Below are 16,227 nucleotides of genomic sequence, written 5' to 3'. Positions count from 1 at the left end.
GTCGTCCGCTCGCTCACACTTCCATGACGACGGGGATCACCGCGGGCCGGCGACGCGTGCGCTCGTTGATGAACCGGCCGAGCGCGCGGCGCGCGTGACGCCGCAGCGTCTCGACGTCGATGGTCCCCTCGGTCGCGACCTCGCGCAGCGACGACAGCACCGCCGCCTTCGCGTCCTCGATCAGCTCGTCGGCTTCGGGCCCGTACACCCATCCGCGGGTGACGATCTCCGGGCCGGTGACGACCTCGCCGGTGTGCGCGTCGACGGTGAGGATGACGACGACGACGCCCTCCTCGGCGAGGTTGCGCCGGTCGCGCAGCACGCCGTGGCCGACGTCGCCGACGATCCCGTCGACGTAGAGGTAGCCCGCAGGCACGGCGCGCCGCTCGACGTCGACGCCTGCGGGCCCGATCGTCACGACGTCGCCGTCCTCGCACACGAGCACGCGGTCGCTCGGGATGCCGACCTCCTCGGCGAGCCGCGCGTGATGGGTCATGTGGCGGAACTCGCCGTGCACCGGGATGAACCACTCGGGGCGGAGCAGCGTCAGGACGAACTTCAGCTCCTCCTGTGACGCGTGACCCGAGACGTGCACCCGTCCGCCGTGGATGACGTCCGCGCCCGCGCGGTGCAGCCCGTCGATCACGCGCGAGACGTTGGACTCGTTGCCGGGGATCGCGTGCGCGGAGATCACGACGATGTCGTCGGCGCCGATCTTCACGTACTTGTGCTCGTGCGCGGACATCAGCGCGAGCGCGCTCATCGGCTCGCCCTGCGATCCCGTGCACACGATGCAGATCTCGTGCGGTGCGAAGCGCGAGACCTCCTCGATGTCCACCAGGGAGGCGTCGGGGATGCGCAGCACGCCCATCTCGCGCGCGAGCGTCACGTTCTGGGTCATCGAACGGCCGAGGAACGCGACCTTGCGACCCGCGCCGACGGCCGCGTCGACGACCTGGCGCACGCGGTGGAGGTGCGACGCGAAGCTCGCGACGACGAACCGCTTGTTCGCGTGCTCCCGGAACAGCGCGCGCATCTCGCCACCGACGGTCGACTCGGACGCCGTGTAGCCGGGGCGCTCGGCGTTCGTCGAGTCCGACAGCAGGACGCGGATCCCACCGTCACGGCGCGCGATCTCGCCGAGCAGCGCGAGGTCCGTCGTGCGCCCGTCGACGGGTGTGAGGTCGAGCTTGAAGTCGCCGGTGTGCAGGATCGTCCCGACCGGCGTGGAGTAGGCGGTCGCGAACGCGTGCGGCACGGAGTGGGTGACGGGAACGAACTCGCACTCGATCGGACCAATGCGGCGCCGCTCGCCGTCCGCGATCGGGACGAGGCGGGTGCGATCGAGCAGGCCGGCCTCCTCGATGCGGTTGCGAGCGAGCCCGAGCGACAGGGGCGACGCGTAGATCGGCGCCTCGACGTCACGGAGCAGGAAGGCGAGCCCGCCCGCGTGGTCCTCGTGCGCGTGCGTCAGCACGATCCCCGCGACGCGGTCCGCGTTCTCACGCAGATAGGTGAAGTCGGGGAGGACGAGGTCGACGCCCGGCATGTCGGGGTCGGGGAACATGAGCCCGCAGTCCACGACCACGATCTCGCCCGCGACGTCGATGCAGAAGCAGTTGCGTCCGATCTCGCCGAGGCCGCCGAGGAACACGAGCCGGACGGTCCCGTCCGTACGCGTGTCCCAGCCGTCCTCCACGCCACCCGAGGCTATTCGAACGCGAGATGCGGCACTCACATACGCATTGCGTACGTCAGTGCCGCATCTCTCACGCGTGAGCTACGACGCGGCGCGGTCCTTCGCCACCTCGTCGAGCAGGGTGTACTCCTCGCCGGTGTCGGTCCAGTCCTCGAACTGGATGACGCCGAGCTCGGCGAACTTCTGGCGCAGCCAGCCGTCGCCCGCATCGAGGAGACCGAGCTTCTTGCAGTTCGGGACGATCTTCGAGAAGAGCAGCGCCTGGAACATCTGCCGGTCCGGCGCCTGCATCACGAGCTTCGTCGCTTCCTTCACGTCGATCCCCATGCGGTCCCACACCTCCTGCTGGAGGAAGCGGTCGCGCATGCGGGTCGCGGCCTCGAACGCGAATTCCTGGCGCTCGCGGATCTCGGACGCGCCGAGCTGCTGGTAGTACTCCTTCAGCGACAGTACGCCGAACGCGACGTGACGGGCCTCGTCGGCCATGACGTAGCGGAGCATCTTCTTCAGCAACGGCTCCGTCGTCAGCTGGTGGATGAATCCGAACGCGGCGAGCGCGAGCCCCTCGACCATGATCTGCATGCCGAGGTACGTCATGTCCCAGCGACCGTCGGCGATGATGTCGTCGAGCAGCATCCGCAGGTGCGCGTTGATCGGGTAGTGGCCCGACAGCTTCGTGTCGAGATAGCGCGCGAACACCTCGACGTGGCGCGCCTCGTCCATCACCTGCGTCGCCGCGTAGTACTTGGCGTCGATCCACGGCACGGTCTCGACGATCTGCGCGGTGCAGATGAGCGCGCCCTGCTCGCCGTGCATGAACTGCGACAGCGTCCAGTTCTGCGACTCGATGCCGAGCTGGATCCACTCCTTGTCGCCCCACTTGGCGAACGGCGTGCCGGTCACGTCGAACTCCGCGCCGAGCGTCATGCCGGTGCCGAAGTTCGCCTCCGCGTTCGCGAGGACGACCTGCTCCTGGTCGACCTCGATCGACCAGTCCAGGTCGGTCGTCGCGTTCCACTGCGACGTCTTCGCCTTCTCGTACAGCTTCACGAGCGCCGGGCGGCTCTGCTCGTAGTCCCACGTGAACAGCGCGTCCGCCTCGGCACGTACCGCGTGCTCCACCGCGTCGACGTCGGTGTTCGTGATCGAGAGGATCGCCTCGATGTCGTTGACGTCCTCCCGTCCGATGATGTCTTGGTTCGTGGCCATACGGATCACCTCGTGATCGGATCGACGGGCTCCGTCGGGAGCCCGGGTCGGACGAACGTGCGGACGAGCTCGCGCACCTGGCGCTCGTCGGTCATGTCGACCGGCGAGCCGTCGGGCGTGAGGTACGCGAAGGCGACTCGCGCGACCCACTCCCCGGCGCGCGCGGCGCGCTCGGGCGGGAGGTGCACGAGCAGGCTGCGCGCGACGACGTCCCCCGCGGCGGCGAGGAACGTGTCACCCGCGGCGAAGGTCAGGTACGGCAGCAGGGTCTCGGGCTCGCAGCGGAGCACGAACTGGAGCGCGTCGTGGCCGACGATCCGTCGCGACGCGTGGGTGACGACCGCGACGACAGCGTCGTCGAGCGTCGGCGCCGCCGCGCCGATCTGCTCGAGCTCGCCGGCGAGCGCGGCGACCTCCGACGCGACCGCGACGCGCAGCAGCTGCGACTTGTTGGGGAAGTAGCGGTACAGCGTCGCCCGGGCGCAGCCGGCCTCGCGGGCGACGTCGTCGAGCGTCGTCTTCGAGACGCCGTAGCGGGCGATGCAGCGCATCACGGCGTCGATCGCACGCTGCTGCATGGGCGCGAGCGAACCGCTGTCCGAGACCACAGTCACAATGAGACGTTATGGCGAAGATTGTCTCACCGTCAACGTGTCGCGGGTCACAGCCAGGTCAGCCGAGCGCGTCGGGCACGAGGACGCCCGCGAGCAGCTCCGTGCGGACGAGCTCGTGCACCTGCACGGGGTCGTCGAGGTCCCACTGCCCCGGGGAGCCGATCAGCGACAGGAGCATCCGGGCGACGTAGTCCGCGGCCTGCTCGAGGTCGAGCCCGGGCCACACCCGGCCCTCGCGCTCCTCACGCTCGAGGAACGGGACGAGATAGCCGGTGATGAAGCTGAGGGGCCGGTGAGTCTCGGTCGTGAGCAGCGGGAGCAGCCGCTCGGGCTCGGTGACGAGGACCTTCTGCAGGACCTCGTGCTCGACGACGGCCCGGTGCGCGAACACGAGCCCCTCCTCGACCAGCGTCGCGAAGTCGGGCGCACCGGCGACCGCCTCGGCGAGCGCTCCGAAGAACCGGCCCATCTCCCACGCGACGACCTCGCGCATGAGCTCGTCCTTGCCGCCGGGGAAGGCGCGGTAGATCGTGGCGCGCGAGACGGACGACTCCTTCACGACGTCGTCGATCGTCGTCTTGCCCATGCCGAAGCGCGCGACGCACGCGTACGCGGCCTCGAGCAACCGCTCGCGCAGCGCGGGATCGGTGCTCGCCAACGCCGGGCTCAGAAGCCGAGCAACGTGTCCAGGCCCACCGTGAGGCCGGGCCGGTTGCGGACCGCGCGGATCGCGAGCAGCACGCCGGGCATGAACGACGACCGGTCGTACGAGTCGTGGCGGATCGTGAGCGACTGCCCGGCCGTCCCGAGCAGCACCTCCTGGTGGGCGACGAGCCCGCGCAGCCGTACGGAGTGCACGTGGATCGCGCCCTCGACGAGCGCGCCGCGCGCGCCCGGTACGACGACCTCGCGGGTCGGATCCGTGCCCCAGTCCTTCGACGCGGCCGCCATGCGGTCCGCGGTGAGGATCGAAGTGCCCGACGGCGCGTCCGCCTTCGCGTCGTGGTGCAGCTCGATGATCTCCGCGCTCTCGAAGTACGGCGCGGCGAGCTCGGCGAAGCGCATCATGAGGACGGCGCCGATCGCGAAGTTCGGCGCGACGAGCGCGTTCGCTCCCGAGTCGCGGAAGCGCCCGTCGAGCTCGGCGAGATCGTCCTGGCTGAAGCCGGTCGTGCCGATCACCGCGTGGACGCCGTTGGCCGCGCACCACGCCGCGTTCTCCTTCGCGGCCGCGACGACCGTGAAGTCCACCGCGACCTCGGTGCCCGCGTGCGTGAGCGCGTCGGCGTTCGGGGCGACCTGCACACCCGTGCCCGGGATGCCGAGCTGGGCGAGGTCGATCCCGGCATGGTGCGGATCGACGGCCGCGACGAGCTCGAGCTCGGGATCGTCGAGGACGGCGCGGCACACGGTCGAGCCCATGCGGCCACCGGCACCGAACACCCCGACCCGGACCATGCGGCGAGACTACCGACCTCCCGTGCGGGTCGCCGGGTCGCCGCTGCTCAGACGAGGTCGGACTCGTCGAACGGGCCCACGACGGCGAGCGTGCGCGGCTCGTCCACGAGGACCCGGCCGACGACGCGGGCGACGTCGTCCGGTGTCACCGCGTCGACGTCCGCGACGAGCTCGTCGAGCGTCGGGACCGACCCGAGCACGAGCTGGTTGCGTCCGAGCCGGTGCATGCGGCTCGCCGAGCTCTCCAACGACAGCGCCATCGAGCCCTTGAGATGGCCCTTCGCCGCTTCGATCTCGGCGTCGTCGAGCCCGTGGTTCGCGACGCGGTCGAGCTCGTCGCGGAGCACCTGCAGCGTCTCGTGCGCGCGTGTGGGCGCGGTACCCGCGTACACCGCGAACAGGCCGGTCTCCTCGAAGCCCGAGCGGTACGAGAACACGGAGTACGCGAGCCCGCGCTTCTCACGGATCTCCTGGAAGAGCCGGGACGACATCCCGCCGCCGAGTGCCTGGTTCAGCACCGCGAGCCCGTACCGGTCGGCGTCGTCGCGCGAGAGCGCGCGCATGCCGAGCACGATGTGCGCCTGCTCGGAGCCGCGGCGTGTGACGACGAGCGGCTCCGGCGCGACGAGGCCACCCGTCACGCGCTCGGGTCGCGCACCGGCGTCGCGCGGCAACCACTTCTCGACCATGCGCACGACGTCCTCGTGCACGACGTTGCCCGCGGCTGCGACGACGACGTTCCCGGGCCGGTAGTGCGCGCGGTGGTACGCGGCGATGTCGTCGCGCGCCATCGCCTCGATCGAGGGCACGGTTCCGAGCACCTCGCGTCCGAGCGCGTGGCGCGGGAAGAGGGCCTGGCCGAACTGCTCGTGCACGACGTCGTCGGGCGTGTCGTCGCGCATCCGGATCTCCTCGAGGATCACCTGGCGCTCGGACTCGATCTCGTCCGCCCGGAGCGCGGGCGTCCAGATGATGTCGGACAGGATGTCGAGCGCGAGCGGGAGATGGTCGTCGGGGACGCGCACGTAGAACGCCGTGTACTCCTGCGTCGTGAACGCGTTCATGTCGCCGCCGACCGACTCGACGGCTTCGGCGATCGCGCGCGCGGAGCGCTCGTCGCTTCCCTTGAACAGCACGTGCTCGAGGAAGTGGCTCGCGCCGGCGAGCGACTCCGGCTCGTCACGCGAGCCCGTCCCCACCCAGAAGCCGACGGCGGCCGAGCGCAGCTCCGGCATCGCCTCGGTCACGACGCGCAGGCCGTCGTCGAGCGCAGTGTGGCGGATCCCGTCGGACGGGTCACGGAGCGTGCTCATGATGGGTGCGTCATCGACGCGTCCCCGCACGCGCTGTAGCAGGAATCGCCGACCCGGCCGCGGAGCGCGGCTTCCGCTCGGTCTCTCGGCTCTGCGCTCAGCGCCGTGAGCGGCGGCGCCCGCCGCCCCGGCGGTCGCCACCACGGTCGGGACGGGGGGCCGCCTCGCGCTCCGACGGGCCGAGGTCGCCGAAGGTCTCGCGCGCCTGCGCGTCCCACACGTCGTCGAAGGAGGCGACGTCGCGGTCGCCGCCCGCGCCGTTGCCGCCGCGCGACGCGTCGCCGGACGCGTGGTGCTCGCTGTCACCCGACGGCTCCGCGCCGACGAGCGACAGCGACAGCTTCCCCGAGTTGTCGATGTCGTCGACGCGGACCTGGACCTCGTCGCCGAGCTGCAACACGTCCTCGACGCGGTCGATGCGCTTGCCGCCACCGAGCTTCGAGATGTGCAGCAGGCCGTCGCGGCCCGGGAGGATGTTCACGAACGCGCCGAACTTCGTGATGTTGACGACCTTGCCGGTGTACTCGGCGCCGAGCTCGGCGGTCGGAGGCTCGAGGATGAGGTGGATGCGGCGGCGCGCCTCCTCGACCTGCGAGCCGTCCTTCGAGCCGATGCTGACGGTGCCGACCGCGCCGTCGTCCGTCACGGAGATGTCCGCGCCGGTCTCCTGCTGGATCGTGTTGATCACCTTGCCCTTGGGGCCGATGACCTCGCCGATCTTGTCGATCGGGATCTCGAAGCTGACGATCTTCGGCGCGGTGTCGCGCACCTCCTCGCGCGGCGCGGCGATCGCGCCGTGCATCACGTCGAGGATCTTGAGGCGGGCCTCCTTCGCCTGCTGCAGTGCCTGCGCGAGCACGTCGGCGGGAAGCCCGTCGATCTTCGTGTCGAGCTGCAGCGCGGTCACGAACTCGGACGTGCCCGCGACCTTGAAGTCCATGTCGCCGAACGCGTCCTCGGCTCCGAGGATGTCGGTCAGCGTCGTGTACTTGCCCTCGTGGAAGACGAGCCCCATCGCGATGCCGGCGACGGGTGCCTTGAGCGGCACCCCGGCGTCCATCAGCGAGAGTGTCGAGCCGCACACCGAGGCCATCGACGTCGAGCCGTTCGACGACAGCACGTCGGACACGACGCGCAACGTGTAGGGGAACTCGGTCGCGCTCGGGACGACCGGCACGAGCGCGCGCTCGGCGAGCGCGCCGTGACCGATCTCCCGCCGCTTCGGCGACCCGACGCGGCCGGTCTCGCCGGTGGAGAACGGCGGGAAGTTGTAGTGGTGCATGTAGCGCTTGCGGTCGTCGACGCCGATCGTGTCGAGCATCTGCTCCATGCGCGGCATGCCGAGGGTCGTGACCGTGAGCACCTGCGTCTCGCCCCGCTGGAACAGCCCCGAGCCGTGCGCGGTCGGGATGAGACCGACCTCGGCGGACAGCGGGCGGATGTCGGTGGTGCCGCGCCCGTCGATGCGGCGACCCTCGTTGACGATCCGCGTGCGGACGACCTGCTTCTGCAGCGAGCGGAACGCCTTGCGCACCTGACCGGCGCGGTCGGCGAACGGACCGGGCTGGTCCTCGGTGCCGACGAGCGCGACGAGGAGGTCGTGCTCGATCTCGTCGAGGCGCTCGTTCCGTTGCGTCTTGTCGGCGATCGTCATCGCCTCGGACGTCGCGGGACGCACCTGCTGCGCGACGGCGTCGAACACGTCGGGCTCGTAGTCGACCTGCTTGTCGAACGGGATGGCCTCGATCGGTCCGCGCGCGGCCTCGTACGCCTTGCGCAGCTCGAGCTGCAGGTCGATCGACGCGGCGATCCACTGCTTCGACGCCTCGAGGCCCTCGGCGATCGCGTCCTCGGTGACCTTCGGCGCGCCTTGCTCGTAGAGCTCCCACGAGGCCTCGGTCCCGCCCGCCTCGACCATCATGATCGCGATGTCGCCGTCGTCGGTCCGGCGGCCCGCGACGACGAGCTCGAACGTGGACTCGTCACCCTCCTGGTAGGTCGGGTGCGCGTGCCACCCGCCGTCGTGGTGCGCCATCCGGACCGCGCCGATCGGGCCCTGGAACGGGATGCCCGACACCATCAGCGCCGCGGACGCACCGTTGATCGAGACGATGTCGTGCGGGTTCTCGAGGTCGGCGCCGAGGATCGTCGCGATCACCTGGACCTCGTTGCGGAACCCCTCGGGGAACGACGGTCGCAGTGGCCGGTCGGTGAGTCGACACGTCAGGATCGCCTGCTCGCCGGGCCGGCCCTCGCGACGGAAGAACGAGCCCGGGATCTTCCCGGCCGCGTACATCCGCTCCTCGACGTCCACCGTCAGCGGGAAGAAGTCGATCCCCTCGCGGGGCTTGCTCGTGACGACCGTCGACAGGACGGTCGTGTCGCCCACCTGGACGACGACCGCGCCGTCGGCGAGCGGTGCGAGCTTGCCGGTCTCGAGCGACATGATGAGACCGTTGTCGTTGATCGGGCCGGAGACCCGGACGGCGTCCGCCATGGAACGCACTCCTCTCGTGCGTGCCGGCGGGAGACCTCGGTTCCCAGTTGTCACGGCCCCGGTCGGCGGGTCGCGGGTGCGGCCGGCCCGGGCGGTGGCGACTGACAACCGACGTTGCACGCGCCGGTCGATCTGTCTCGTGTGTGTTGCGGCGGCCGGACACGCGCCGGACGCGCAAGGAGCGACCCGAGGGCCGCTCCCGATGCACCCCTAGCGGCGCAGGCCGAGCTTCGCGATCAGGGCCCGGTACCGCTCGACGTCGTTGCGCCGCAGGTAGTCGAGCAGTCTGCGGCGGCGTCCCACGAGCATGAGCAGGCCTCGCCGCGAGTGGTGGTCCTTCTTGTGGACCTTGAGGTGCTCCGTGAGGTGGTTGATGCGTCCGGTGAGGAGCGCGATCTGGACCTCCGGCGACCCCGTGTCCGTCTCGTGGACGCGGTGCTCGGCGATCGTGGCTGCGGTGTCGGGCATGCCTGGCGCGAACCTTCGTGCGTCGGTGCGGGGTGCTCCACGGACACCGGGCGGCGTCCCTGGAGACGGCGAGCCGTCGGCCGACATGGCGACGGGCTGCCGAGGCAGGCTACCACGGGGCCGGCGGGAGCCCCGCTGGGTGACGGGCCACCGGCATGGGTACCGCGTCCGGCATGGACCGCTCCCCCGCGCCCGTGCGCGCGCCCACGGAAGGTCGCGCGACCGCGCCCACGGAGGGCCCGGTCTACGACCGGCGCTGGTGGATCCTCGCCGTCCTGTGCTTCAGCCTCGTCGTCATCACGCTCGACAACACCATCCTCAACGTGGCGCTCCCCACGCTGGTCCGCGACCTGCACGCGAACGACAGCGAGCTGCAGTGGATGGTCGACTCGTACACGCTCGTGTTCGCCGGGCTGCTGCTCAGCGCGGGGAGCCTCGGCGACCGCTTCGGGCGGCGGGGCGCGCTGCAACTCGGCCTCGCCGTCTTCGGGCTCGGGTCGCTGCTGTCCGCGCTCGTCTCGACGCCGACGCAGCTCATCGCGACGCGCGCGCTGATGGGTGTCGGCGGCGCGTTCATCATGCCGTCGACGCTGTCGATCATCACGAACGTCTTCACCGACGAGGAGCGCGGCCGCGCGATCGGGGTATGGGCGGGCGTCGCGGGAATCGGCATCGCGATCGGTCCGCTCGCCGGCGGGCTGCTGCTCGAGCACTTCGCGTGGGGATCGATCTTCCTCGTGAACATCCCGATCGTCATCGTCGCGATCGCGGCGGGCCAGTGGATCGTGCCGACGTCGAAGGACCCCCGCGCACCGAGGCTCGACGTGACGGGCGCGGTGCTGTCGATCACCGGGTTGTTCGTGCTGCTGTTCGCGATCATCGACGCGCCGACCGCGGGATGGACCGCGGCGCGCGTGCTCGGCGCGTTCGTGGTGTCCGCGGTGCTGCTCGCCGCGTTCGTGGCGTGGGAGCTGCGCAGCCGTCACCCGATGCTGAACGTCGCGTTCTTCGAGAACCCGCGCTTCACGGCGGCGAGCGTCAGCCTGATGCTCGTGTTCTTCGCGCTGTTCGGGGCGACGTTCCTGCTGACGCAGTACTTCCAGTTCGTGCTCGGCTACAGCGCGCTGAAGACGGGCGTCGCGTTGCTCCCGTTCGCGGTGGCGATCATGGTCGTCGCGCCGCTGAGCGCGCGCGTCGCCGAGAGGGTCGGCACGAAGGTCACGGTGGCGGTCGGGCTGCTCGTCGTGGCGATCGGGCTCGCACTGTTCTCGCGCGTGCGGGTCGACACGTCGTACGTCGACCTGTTGTGGCGGATGCTGCTCATGTCGGGAGGCATGGGGCTGACGATGACGCCCGCGACCGACTCGATCATGGGCTCGCTGCCCCTCGAGAACGCGGGGGTCGGCTCGGCCGTGAACGACACGACCCGCCAGGTCGGCGGCGCGCTCGGTGTCGCCGTCATCGGAAGCCTGCTCGCGTCGGGCTACGGATCGCGGATCGGCTCCTTCCTCCACGGCAAGCCCGTGCCGGCCACGGTCGCGAAGCAGATCCGCCACCAGGTCGGTGCGGCGCTGGCAGTCGCGCATCACGTCGGCGGCGCCGCCGGTGACGCGCTCGCGAGTCACGCTCGTGGAGCGTTCGTGAGCGGGCTCCACGCCGGCGTGGTCGTCGGCGCGGTCGCGGCGTTACTCGGCGCGCTCATCACCGCGGCCTGGCTGCCGGCCCGGCCGTTGCCTCCGGAGCGCCGCGAGGAGTTGCACGCGCGCGAGCGCCGCCGACGCGATCGTCCCAGCCGTCGTCGCCGGTCGAGCGCGACGTCACGCGCGTGACAGGCTGCGCGCATGCCGACCACACGCATCGACACGGTCACCGCTCCTGACGGACGCACGTTCGACGCGGACGTTGTCGTCCCCGACGCCGGACGCGGGCCCGGCGTGCTGCTCCTCCAGGAGATCTTCGGCGTCAACGAGTTCCTGCTCGGGAAGGCACGCGACCTCGCCGCGCTCGGTTACGTCGTGTCGTGTCCCGAGGTGTTCCACCGCGTCGAGCGCGGTGTCCGCCTCCCCCACGACGACGACAGCATGCAGGCCGGGTTCGGCTACATCGGCCGCTACCTCACGGAGGTCGAGGACGAGACGAAGGTCGCGGACCTCCTCGCTGCGCTCGACCACCTGCGCGGCCTGCCGGAGACGACCGGGAAGGTCGGTGTCATGGGCTACTGCCTCGGCGGGCTGTTGAGCTATCTCGTCGCCGCGTACGGGACGCCGGACGCGTGCGTGTCGTACTACGGCTCGAGCACGGCGCAGCGCCTCGCGCTCGCCGACGACATCACGTGTCCGATCTGCTTCCACTTCGGCGACCACGACGAGTACATCCCGATGGCCGACGTCGAACAGGTACGCAAGGTGTTCGACGGGCGACCGGATGCCGAGGTGCACGTGTACGAGGGCGCGGGCCACGCCTTCGAGAACCTGCTCGCGCCGCGCTTCGCCGATCCCGCCGCGGCGGCGCGCTCGTGGCCCGTGACCGTCGAGTTCCTCGCCCGGACGTTGCGCGACTGACGCCGCGCGGTCACACGACCGCGATCGCCTCGACCTCGATCATCATCCCGGGCAACGCGAGCGCGGTGACGCCGACGGCCGTCGACGCAGGCTGCGGCCCGGCGATGAACCCGGCCTTGATGCGACCGAAGTCGCGGAGCTTGCCGATGTCGGTGAGGAAGACGGTCAGCTTCACGATCGCGTCGAGACCCGCGCCGGCCTGCTCGAGCACAGCGCGCAGGTTCTCGAACACCTGCGTCACCTGCCGCTCGAAGTCGCCCTCGCCGACCAGCTGCCCCTCACCGGAGATGGCGGCCTGACCGGACACGAACACGACTGATCGCGCGCCGTCGACGCGCCACGCCTGCGAGAACCCGGCCGCGTCCTGCCACGACCACGGGTTGATCTGCGTCTTCTCCATCCGTCCCCCGTCTCCGCACTATCGGACCGCGACGACCTGTCGCGTCGCCTCGACGTCGCGGCCCATCTGCGCGACCAGCGCGTCGACGCTGTCGAAGCGTTGCTCGCCGCGCAGCCGGGTGACGAACCGGACGCGCACGTCCTGCCCGTAGAGGTCGCCGTCGAAGTCGAGCACATACGCCTCGAGCAGCGACACGTCGGCGTGCTCGTAGAACGTCGGGCGGCGGCCCAGCGAGATCGCCGTCGCGCGCTCCACGCCGTCCGGCGTGACGAACGTTCCCGCGTAGATGCCGTCGGCGGGCAGGCAGATCTCGCTGGGGACCGCGAGGTTGGCGGTCGGGTACCCGAGGGTGCGCCCGCGCCGGTCACCCTCCTGCACGACGCCGCGCACCTCGTGCGGACGGCCGAGGAGCCGCGCCGCGCCCGCGACGTCGCCTTCGGTCAGCAGCGTGCGGATGCGCGTGGACGAGTAGATCGTGCCAGTCGGGTCACCCTCGACCGCGACGAGCCCGAGGCCGATCACCTCGAACCCAAGCTCCGCGCCCATCCGCCCGAGCAGCGGGACGTTCCCGCCGCGCTTGTAGCCGAAGTGGAAGTCCTCGCCCACCACGACGAGCCGCGCGCGCAGATGCTCGACGAGCACGTCGGTGACGAACTGCTCGGCCGTCTCGTGGCTGCGCGACTCGTCGAACGTGAGGACGTAGCAGAGGTCGACGTCCCCGGTGAGGTCGATGAGCTCGAGCTTCTGCTCGAGCGTCGTCAGGAGCTTCGGCGCGGACTCCGGGCGAACGACCTGCGCGGGGTGACGGTCGAACGTGACGACGACCGCGTCGAGCCCACGCGCGTCGGCGAGCTCGCGCACGAGGTGCAGCACGCGCTGGTGACCGAGATGCACCCCGTCGTACGCGCCGATCGTCACGACCGCGCCGCCGCTGAGTCGCGGCGCGCCGTCGACGTCGCGTACCACGCGCATCACGGGCCGTCCGTTCCCGCCGCGGCGAGGACGACAGCGGGCTTCAGCTTCGGGCCACGCCGCTCGTACACCGCGAGCAGCGCGCCGCCGGGATCCACCATCGCGAACGGGCCCGCGCCGTGCGCGCGCTCGCCGATCGGATCGTCGGTGAACACGGCGCCGTGCGCGATCGCGGCGCGATGCACGTCGTCGACCTCTACACGTGCCATCGCCCGCATCGCGTCCGCGGGCGTGAGGCCGTGTGCGCTCGGGTCGGCGAGGACGGCGTCGAGCGGGTGCGCGTCGTCGAGCGTGAACGCGCCCGCGCGGAGCCGGCGCAGCGAACGGACGTGCGCGAACCCACCGAGCGCGCGCCCGAGGTCGTCCGCCAGCGTCCGGATGTACGTGCCGCTGCCGCACTCGATGCGGATCGTGGCGACCGGGTGGTCGCCGGGGACGAGGTCCTCGACGACGAGACGGGAGATGTGCACCGTCCGCGGCGGGCGGTCGACGTCCTTCCCGTGCCGGGCGAGCTCGTGCAGCCGGCGGCCGCCGACCTTCACCGCCGAGACCATGGGCGGCACCTGCTCGACGTCGCCGACGAAGCGTGCGGCGGCATGCTCGACGTCCTCGCGCCCGACCGGCATCGCGCGCCTCTCGAGCTCGCGACCGGACGCGTCGAGCGTGTCGGTCGCGATCCCGAAGACGACGTCCGCCCGGTACGCCTTCGACTCGCCCTGCAGGAACCGCAACAGCCGCGTCACGCGCCCGAGCCCGACGAGGAGCACGCCGGTCGCGTCGGGGTCGAGCGTGCCCGCGTGACCGATGCGGCGTTGGCCGCACGCGCCGCGCAACTTCGCGACGACGTCGTGGGACGTCCATCCCGCCGGCTTGTCGACGACCAACAACCCGTCGAGTTGTGTGGCACCGCTCACGGAGACGATTACAGCGCGGCGCAGATGGAGCGGACGACCTCGTCGATGCCGTCGCTCGACGTGAACCCGGCCGCGAACCGGTGGCCGCCACCGCCGTGCTGCTGCGCGATCGCCTGCACGTCGACGTCACCGAGCGACCGCAGGCTCACGCGCACCGACCCGTCGCGCTCCTCCTTGAGCACGCAGGTCACCTCGGCCTCCATCGTGCGCCGGAGGATGTCGATCAGCCCCTCGACCTCCTCGATCGTGACGTCGTGGCGCTTCAACATGTCCTGGGTGACCGCGGTCCACACGAAGCGCTCGTCCGTGAGGAGCTCGGCGCGCGCGAGCGCCTCCCCGAGCAGCTGCAGGTACGCGAAGCGATGCTCCTCGAAGAGCGTGCGACTGAGACGGGAGACGGGGACGTCGTACGCGACGAGCTCGCGCGCGAGGTCGAAGACGTCGGCTGTCGTCGTGTCGTACTGGAAGCGTCCGGTGTCGCACACGAGCGCGGCGTACAGGCAGTGCGCGGCATCCGCGTCGAGCGGAAGGCCCATCCGGTCGATCAGCCGGCGCGCGAGCACACCGCTCGCGGCGGCGTCCGGGTCGATGACGTTCACCGTGCCGTAGCGGTCGTTCGAGACGTGGTGGTCGACGACGACGAGCTCGTGGGCGGCCTTCGCGGCCGGCTCGAGGTCGCCGAGGCGGTTGAGCGCGCCGCAGTCGAACGTGACCATGACGTCCGGCTCGTCGGGGAACTCGGATGGCGGGACGAGCAGGTCGAGGCCGGGCAGCTCGCGGTAGTGGGGCGCGACGACGAACGGTGTCGGGAAGGACGCGACGACGCGCCGGCCCCCGGCGCGGAGCGCGTGGAACATGCCGAGCGTGGACCCGAGCGCGTCGCCGTCCGGGCTGACGTGGCACGCGAGCGCGACGGTGTCGGCGCGCCCGATCGTCGCGGCGGCGCGATCGAGGGCGTCCTGGACGCCCGCCCCACCGGAGCTCGTCACGATTCCCCTTCTCGCCGTGGCTCCCCGCCGTGGAGCTCGCGGATGATCTCGTCGACCCGGCGGCCCTGCACGACGCCCGGGTCCTCACGGAACGAGAGGCGGGGCAGGTACTTGAGCCGGACCTGGGTGCCGAGGACCCCGCGCAGGTGCGAGGCCGCGGCGCGCAATCCGGCGGCTGCCTCGTCGCTCGGACCGAACGCGGAATAGTAGACCGTGGCCTCCCGCAGATCGTTACTCACCTCGACGCCCGTCACCGTGACGAGCTCGAGGCGCGGGTCGGACAGTCGCTCGACCTCGGTCGCGAGCACCTCCCGCACGACCTCGTTGACACGCGCCGTGCGCGGGTAGCGACGGGTGCCGTGGTTGCGGTGCGCCACGTCACGCCCCTTCCAGGCAGCGCGCCATCTCAGGCGCCTTCCAGGTAGCGCGCCATCTCAGGCGCTCTCCAGGTAGGACGTCTCCTCGTCGAGCAGCTCGACGTCGGGCGCGTTCGCGACGAAGCGCTCGACCGTGGCGAGCACGTGCTCGAGCTGCCGGCTGCTCTCGGCGACGACCGCGACCGCGATCGCGGCGCGCTGCCACGCGTCCTGGTGGTCGACCTCGGCGACCGAGACGTGGAAGCGGTGGCGCAGCCCGTCCACGATCGGGCGGACCGCGGCGCGCTTGGCCTTCAGCGATCGACTCTCCGGGACACGCAGCTCGAAGCAGACCGCCGCGGCATGCATGTACCCATTCTCGCACCGTCGGCGACGCCCGCCGGAGCGTGACGCTTGACGGCCGCGCGTCCCGGGACGACGGTGGCGGCAGACGGTTCCTCGAACGGGAGGCGGGTCCGGATGCTGTATCTGGCGTTCGTGCGCGCGAAGCCGGCTGCGGCCGGCACGGAGGTCGAGACGCTCTCGCGCCGGTGGTGGAACGAGGGCGCGCGCCCCGAAGGGGTGACGACGATCGCGATCTACGGATCGGTCGGGACGTCCTGCCCGGACGTGTTCGTGTTCGACGCCGCGACGCACGACGACATCGAACGCGTGGTGCAGCACTGGAGCGCGGTCGCGGACCTGGACGTGCACCCGGCTGTGGACCTCGCCGACCGGTTCCGTCAGCAGGGCATGAACGTCGCGTGACGCGAGCGC

The 16,227-nt window shown here is 71.1% G+C and carries 17 protein-coding genes; 3 read left to right on the top strand and 14 right to left on the bottom strand.

Features of this window, described 5'->3' with window-relative positions; all coding sequences use genetic code 11:
- Positions 1-13 precede the first annotated feature (13 nt).
- The 8 genes from VFC33_15510 to rpsO all read right to left on the bottom strand — a co-directional run bounded on the left by VFC33_15510 (position 14) and on the right by rpsO (position 9,258).
- A complete protein-coding gene (locus VFC33_15510; GenBank protein HZR14645.1) occupies positions 14-1,699 on the bottom strand; it encodes a ribonuclease J in 1,686 nt (561 codons plus the stop codon).
- An 81-nt stretch (positions 1,700-1,780) separates the two neighbouring features.
- Positions 1,781-2,908 (bottom strand): ferritin-like domain-containing protein, encoded by a 1,128-nt coding sequence (locus tag VFC33_15505; protein ID HZR14644.1) that lies wholly within the window; start codon positions 2,906-2,908, stop codon positions 1,781-1,783.
- 5 nt (positions 2,909-2,913) lie between these two features.
- Entirely contained in the window at positions 2,914-3,486 is a 573-nt protein-coding gene (locus VFC33_15500; GenBank protein ID HZR14643.1) for a TetR/AcrR family transcriptional regulator, read from the bottom strand.
- Between the two features lie 94 nt (positions 3,487-3,580).
- The gene (locus tag VFC33_15495; protein HZR14642.1) at positions 3,581-4,180 is read right to left on the bottom strand and encodes a TetR/AcrR family transcriptional regulator; all 600 of its coding nucleotides are present in this window, start codon (positions 4,178-4,180) and stop codon (positions 3,581-3,583) included.
- 8 nt (positions 4,181-4,188) lie between these two features.
- The gene (gene dapB, locus VFC33_15490; protein ID HZR14641.1) at positions 4,189-4,980 is read right to left on the bottom strand and encodes a 4-hydroxy-tetrahydrodipicolinate reductase; all 792 of its coding nucleotides are present in this window, start codon (positions 4,978-4,980) and stop codon (positions 4,189-4,191) included.
- Between the two features lie 47 nt (positions 4,981-5,027).
- Complete coding sequence (locus VFC33_15485; GenBank protein ID HZR14640.1) at positions 5,028-6,293, bottom strand: pitrilysin family protein; 1,266 nt, start codon at positions 6,291-6,293, stop codon at positions 5,028-5,030.
- A 97-nt stretch (positions 6,294-6,390) separates the two neighbouring features.
- Positions 6,391-8,790, bottom strand: coding sequence for a polyribonucleotide nucleotidyltransferase (locus VFC33_15480; protein HZR14639.1), 2,400 nt, complete (start codon positions 8,788-8,790; stop codon positions 6,391-6,393).
- Between the two features lie 210 nt (positions 8,791-9,000).
- Positions 9,001-9,258, bottom strand: coding sequence for a 30S ribosomal protein S15 (gene rpsO, locus VFC33_15475; protein ID HZR14638.1), 258 nt, complete (start codon positions 9,256-9,258; stop codon positions 9,001-9,003).
- 173 nt (positions 9,259-9,431) lie between these two features.
- On the opposite strand from rpsO, the gene VFC33_15470 reads away from it, so the two are divergent.
- Positions 9,432-11,087, top strand: coding sequence for an MFS transporter (locus VFC33_15470; GenBank protein ID HZR14637.1), 1,656 nt, complete (start codon positions 9,432-9,434; stop codon positions 11,085-11,087).
- 12 nt (positions 11,088-11,099) lie between these two features.
- On the top strand, positions 11,100-11,819 hold the full coding sequence (locus VFC33_15465; GenBank protein ID HZR14636.1) for a dienelactone hydrolase family protein: 720 nt from the start codon (positions 11,100-11,102) through the stop codon (positions 11,817-11,819).
- 10 nt (positions 11,820-11,829) lie between these two features.
- Here the strand turns inward: VFC33_15465 and VFC33_15460 are convergent, their stop codons facing one another.
- Genes VFC33_15460 through VFC33_15435 form a run of 6 tightly spaced genes read right to left on the bottom strand, consistent with a single transcriptional unit; the run spans position 11,830 to position 15,819 of the window.
- A complete protein-coding gene (locus tag VFC33_15460) occupies positions 11,830-12,219 on the bottom strand; it encodes a RidA family protein (protein HZR14635.1) in 390 nt (129 codons plus the stop codon).
- Between the two features lie 18 nt (positions 12,220-12,237).
- Entirely contained in the window at positions 12,238-13,191 is a 954-nt protein-coding gene (locus tag VFC33_15455; GenBank protein HZR14634.1) for a bifunctional riboflavin kinase/FAD synthetase, read from the bottom strand.
- Complete coding sequence (gene truB / locus VFC33_15450) at positions 13,191-14,105, bottom strand: tRNA pseudouridine(55) synthase TruB (protein ID HZR14633.1); 915 nt, start codon at positions 14,103-14,105, stop codon at positions 13,191-13,193. The genes VFC33_15455 and truB overlap by 1 nt, the downstream gene beginning before the upstream one ends.
- An 8-nt stretch (positions 14,106-14,113) precedes the next feature.
- Entirely contained in the window at positions 14,114-15,094 is a 981-nt protein-coding gene (locus VFC33_15445; GenBank protein ID HZR14632.1) for a bifunctional oligoribonuclease/PAP phosphatase NrnA, read from the bottom strand.
- Positions 15,091-15,471 (bottom strand): 30S ribosome-binding factor RbfA, encoded by a 381-nt coding sequence (gene rbfA / locus VFC33_15440; protein HZR14631.1) that lies wholly within the window; start codon positions 15,469-15,471, stop codon positions 15,091-15,093. The genes VFC33_15445 and rbfA overlap by 4 nt, the downstream gene beginning before the upstream one ends.
- 57 nt (positions 15,472-15,528) lie before the next feature.
- Positions 15,529-15,819: a DUF503 domain-containing protein gene (locus VFC33_15435; GenBank protein HZR14630.1), complete on the bottom strand. Its 291-nt coding sequence runs from the start codon at positions 15,817-15,819 to the stop codon at positions 15,529-15,531.
- Between the two features lie 111 nt (positions 15,820-15,930).
- Here VFC33_15435 and VFC33_15430 point away from each other — a divergent pair, with 111 nt between their 5' ends.
- Positions 15,931-16,218 (top strand): DUF3303 family protein, encoded by a 288-nt coding sequence (locus VFC33_15430; protein HZR14629.1) that lies wholly within the window; start codon positions 15,931-15,933, stop codon positions 16,216-16,218.
- Positions 16,219-16,227: the final 9 nt, after the last annotated feature.

Source organism: Acidimicrobiia bacterium, from assembly GCA_035651955.1.
Lineage (GTDB): Bacteria > Actinomycetota > Acidimicrobiia > IMCC26256 > JAMXLJ01 > JAMXLJ01.
Note: the sequence above shows the minus strand (reverse complement) of the source record. Positions and strands in the feature narration are given on the sequence as shown.

Excerpts from the sequence above, each read along its gene's own strand:
- VFC33_15505 (HZR14644.1), bottom strand. The coding sequence starts at position 2,908 with ATGGCCACGAACCAAGACATCATCGGACGGGAGGACGTCAACGACATC.
- VFC33_15500 (HZR14643.1), bottom strand. The coding sequence starts at position 3,486 with ATGCAGCAGCGTGCGATCGACGCCGTGATGCGCTGCATCGCCCGCTAC.
- dapB (HZR14641.1), bottom strand. The coding sequence starts at position 4,980 with ATGGTCCGGGTCGGGGTGTTCGGTGCCGGTGGCCGCATGGGCTCGACC.
- VFC33_15485 (HZR14640.1), bottom strand. The coding sequence starts at position 6,293 with ATGAGCACGCTCCGTGACCCGTCCGACGGGATCCGCCACACTGCGCTC.
- VFC33_15480 (HZR14639.1), bottom strand. The coding sequence starts at position 8,790 with ATGGCGGACGCCGTCCGGGTCTCCGGCCCGATCAACGACAACGGTCTC.
- rpsO (HZR14638.1), bottom strand. The coding sequence starts at position 9,258 with ATGCCCGACACCGCAGCCACGATCGCCGAGCACCGCGTCCACGAGACG.
- VFC33_15470 (HZR14637.1), top strand. The coding sequence starts at position 9,432 with ATGGACCGCTCCCCCGCGCCCGTGCGCGCGCCCACGGAAGGTCGCGCG.
- VFC33_15465 (HZR14636.1), top strand. The coding sequence starts at position 11,100 with ATGCCGACCACACGCATCGACACGGTCACCGCTCCTGACGGACGCACG.
- VFC33_15460 (HZR14635.1), bottom strand. The coding sequence starts at position 12,219 with ATGGAGAAGACGCAGATCAACCCGTGGTCGTGGCAGGACGCGGCCGGG.
- VFC33_15455 (HZR14634.1), bottom strand. The coding sequence starts at position 13,191 with ATGCGCGTGGTACGCGACGTCGACGGCGCGCCGCGACTCAGCGGCGGC.
- VFC33_15435 (HZR14630.1), bottom strand. The coding sequence starts at position 15,819 with ATGCATGCCGCGGCGGTCTGCTTCGAGCTGCGTGTCCCGGAGAGTCGA.
- VFC33_15430 (HZR14629.1), top strand. The coding sequence starts at position 15,931 with ATGCTGTATCTGGCGTTCGTGCGCGCGAAGCCGGCTGCGGCCGGCACG.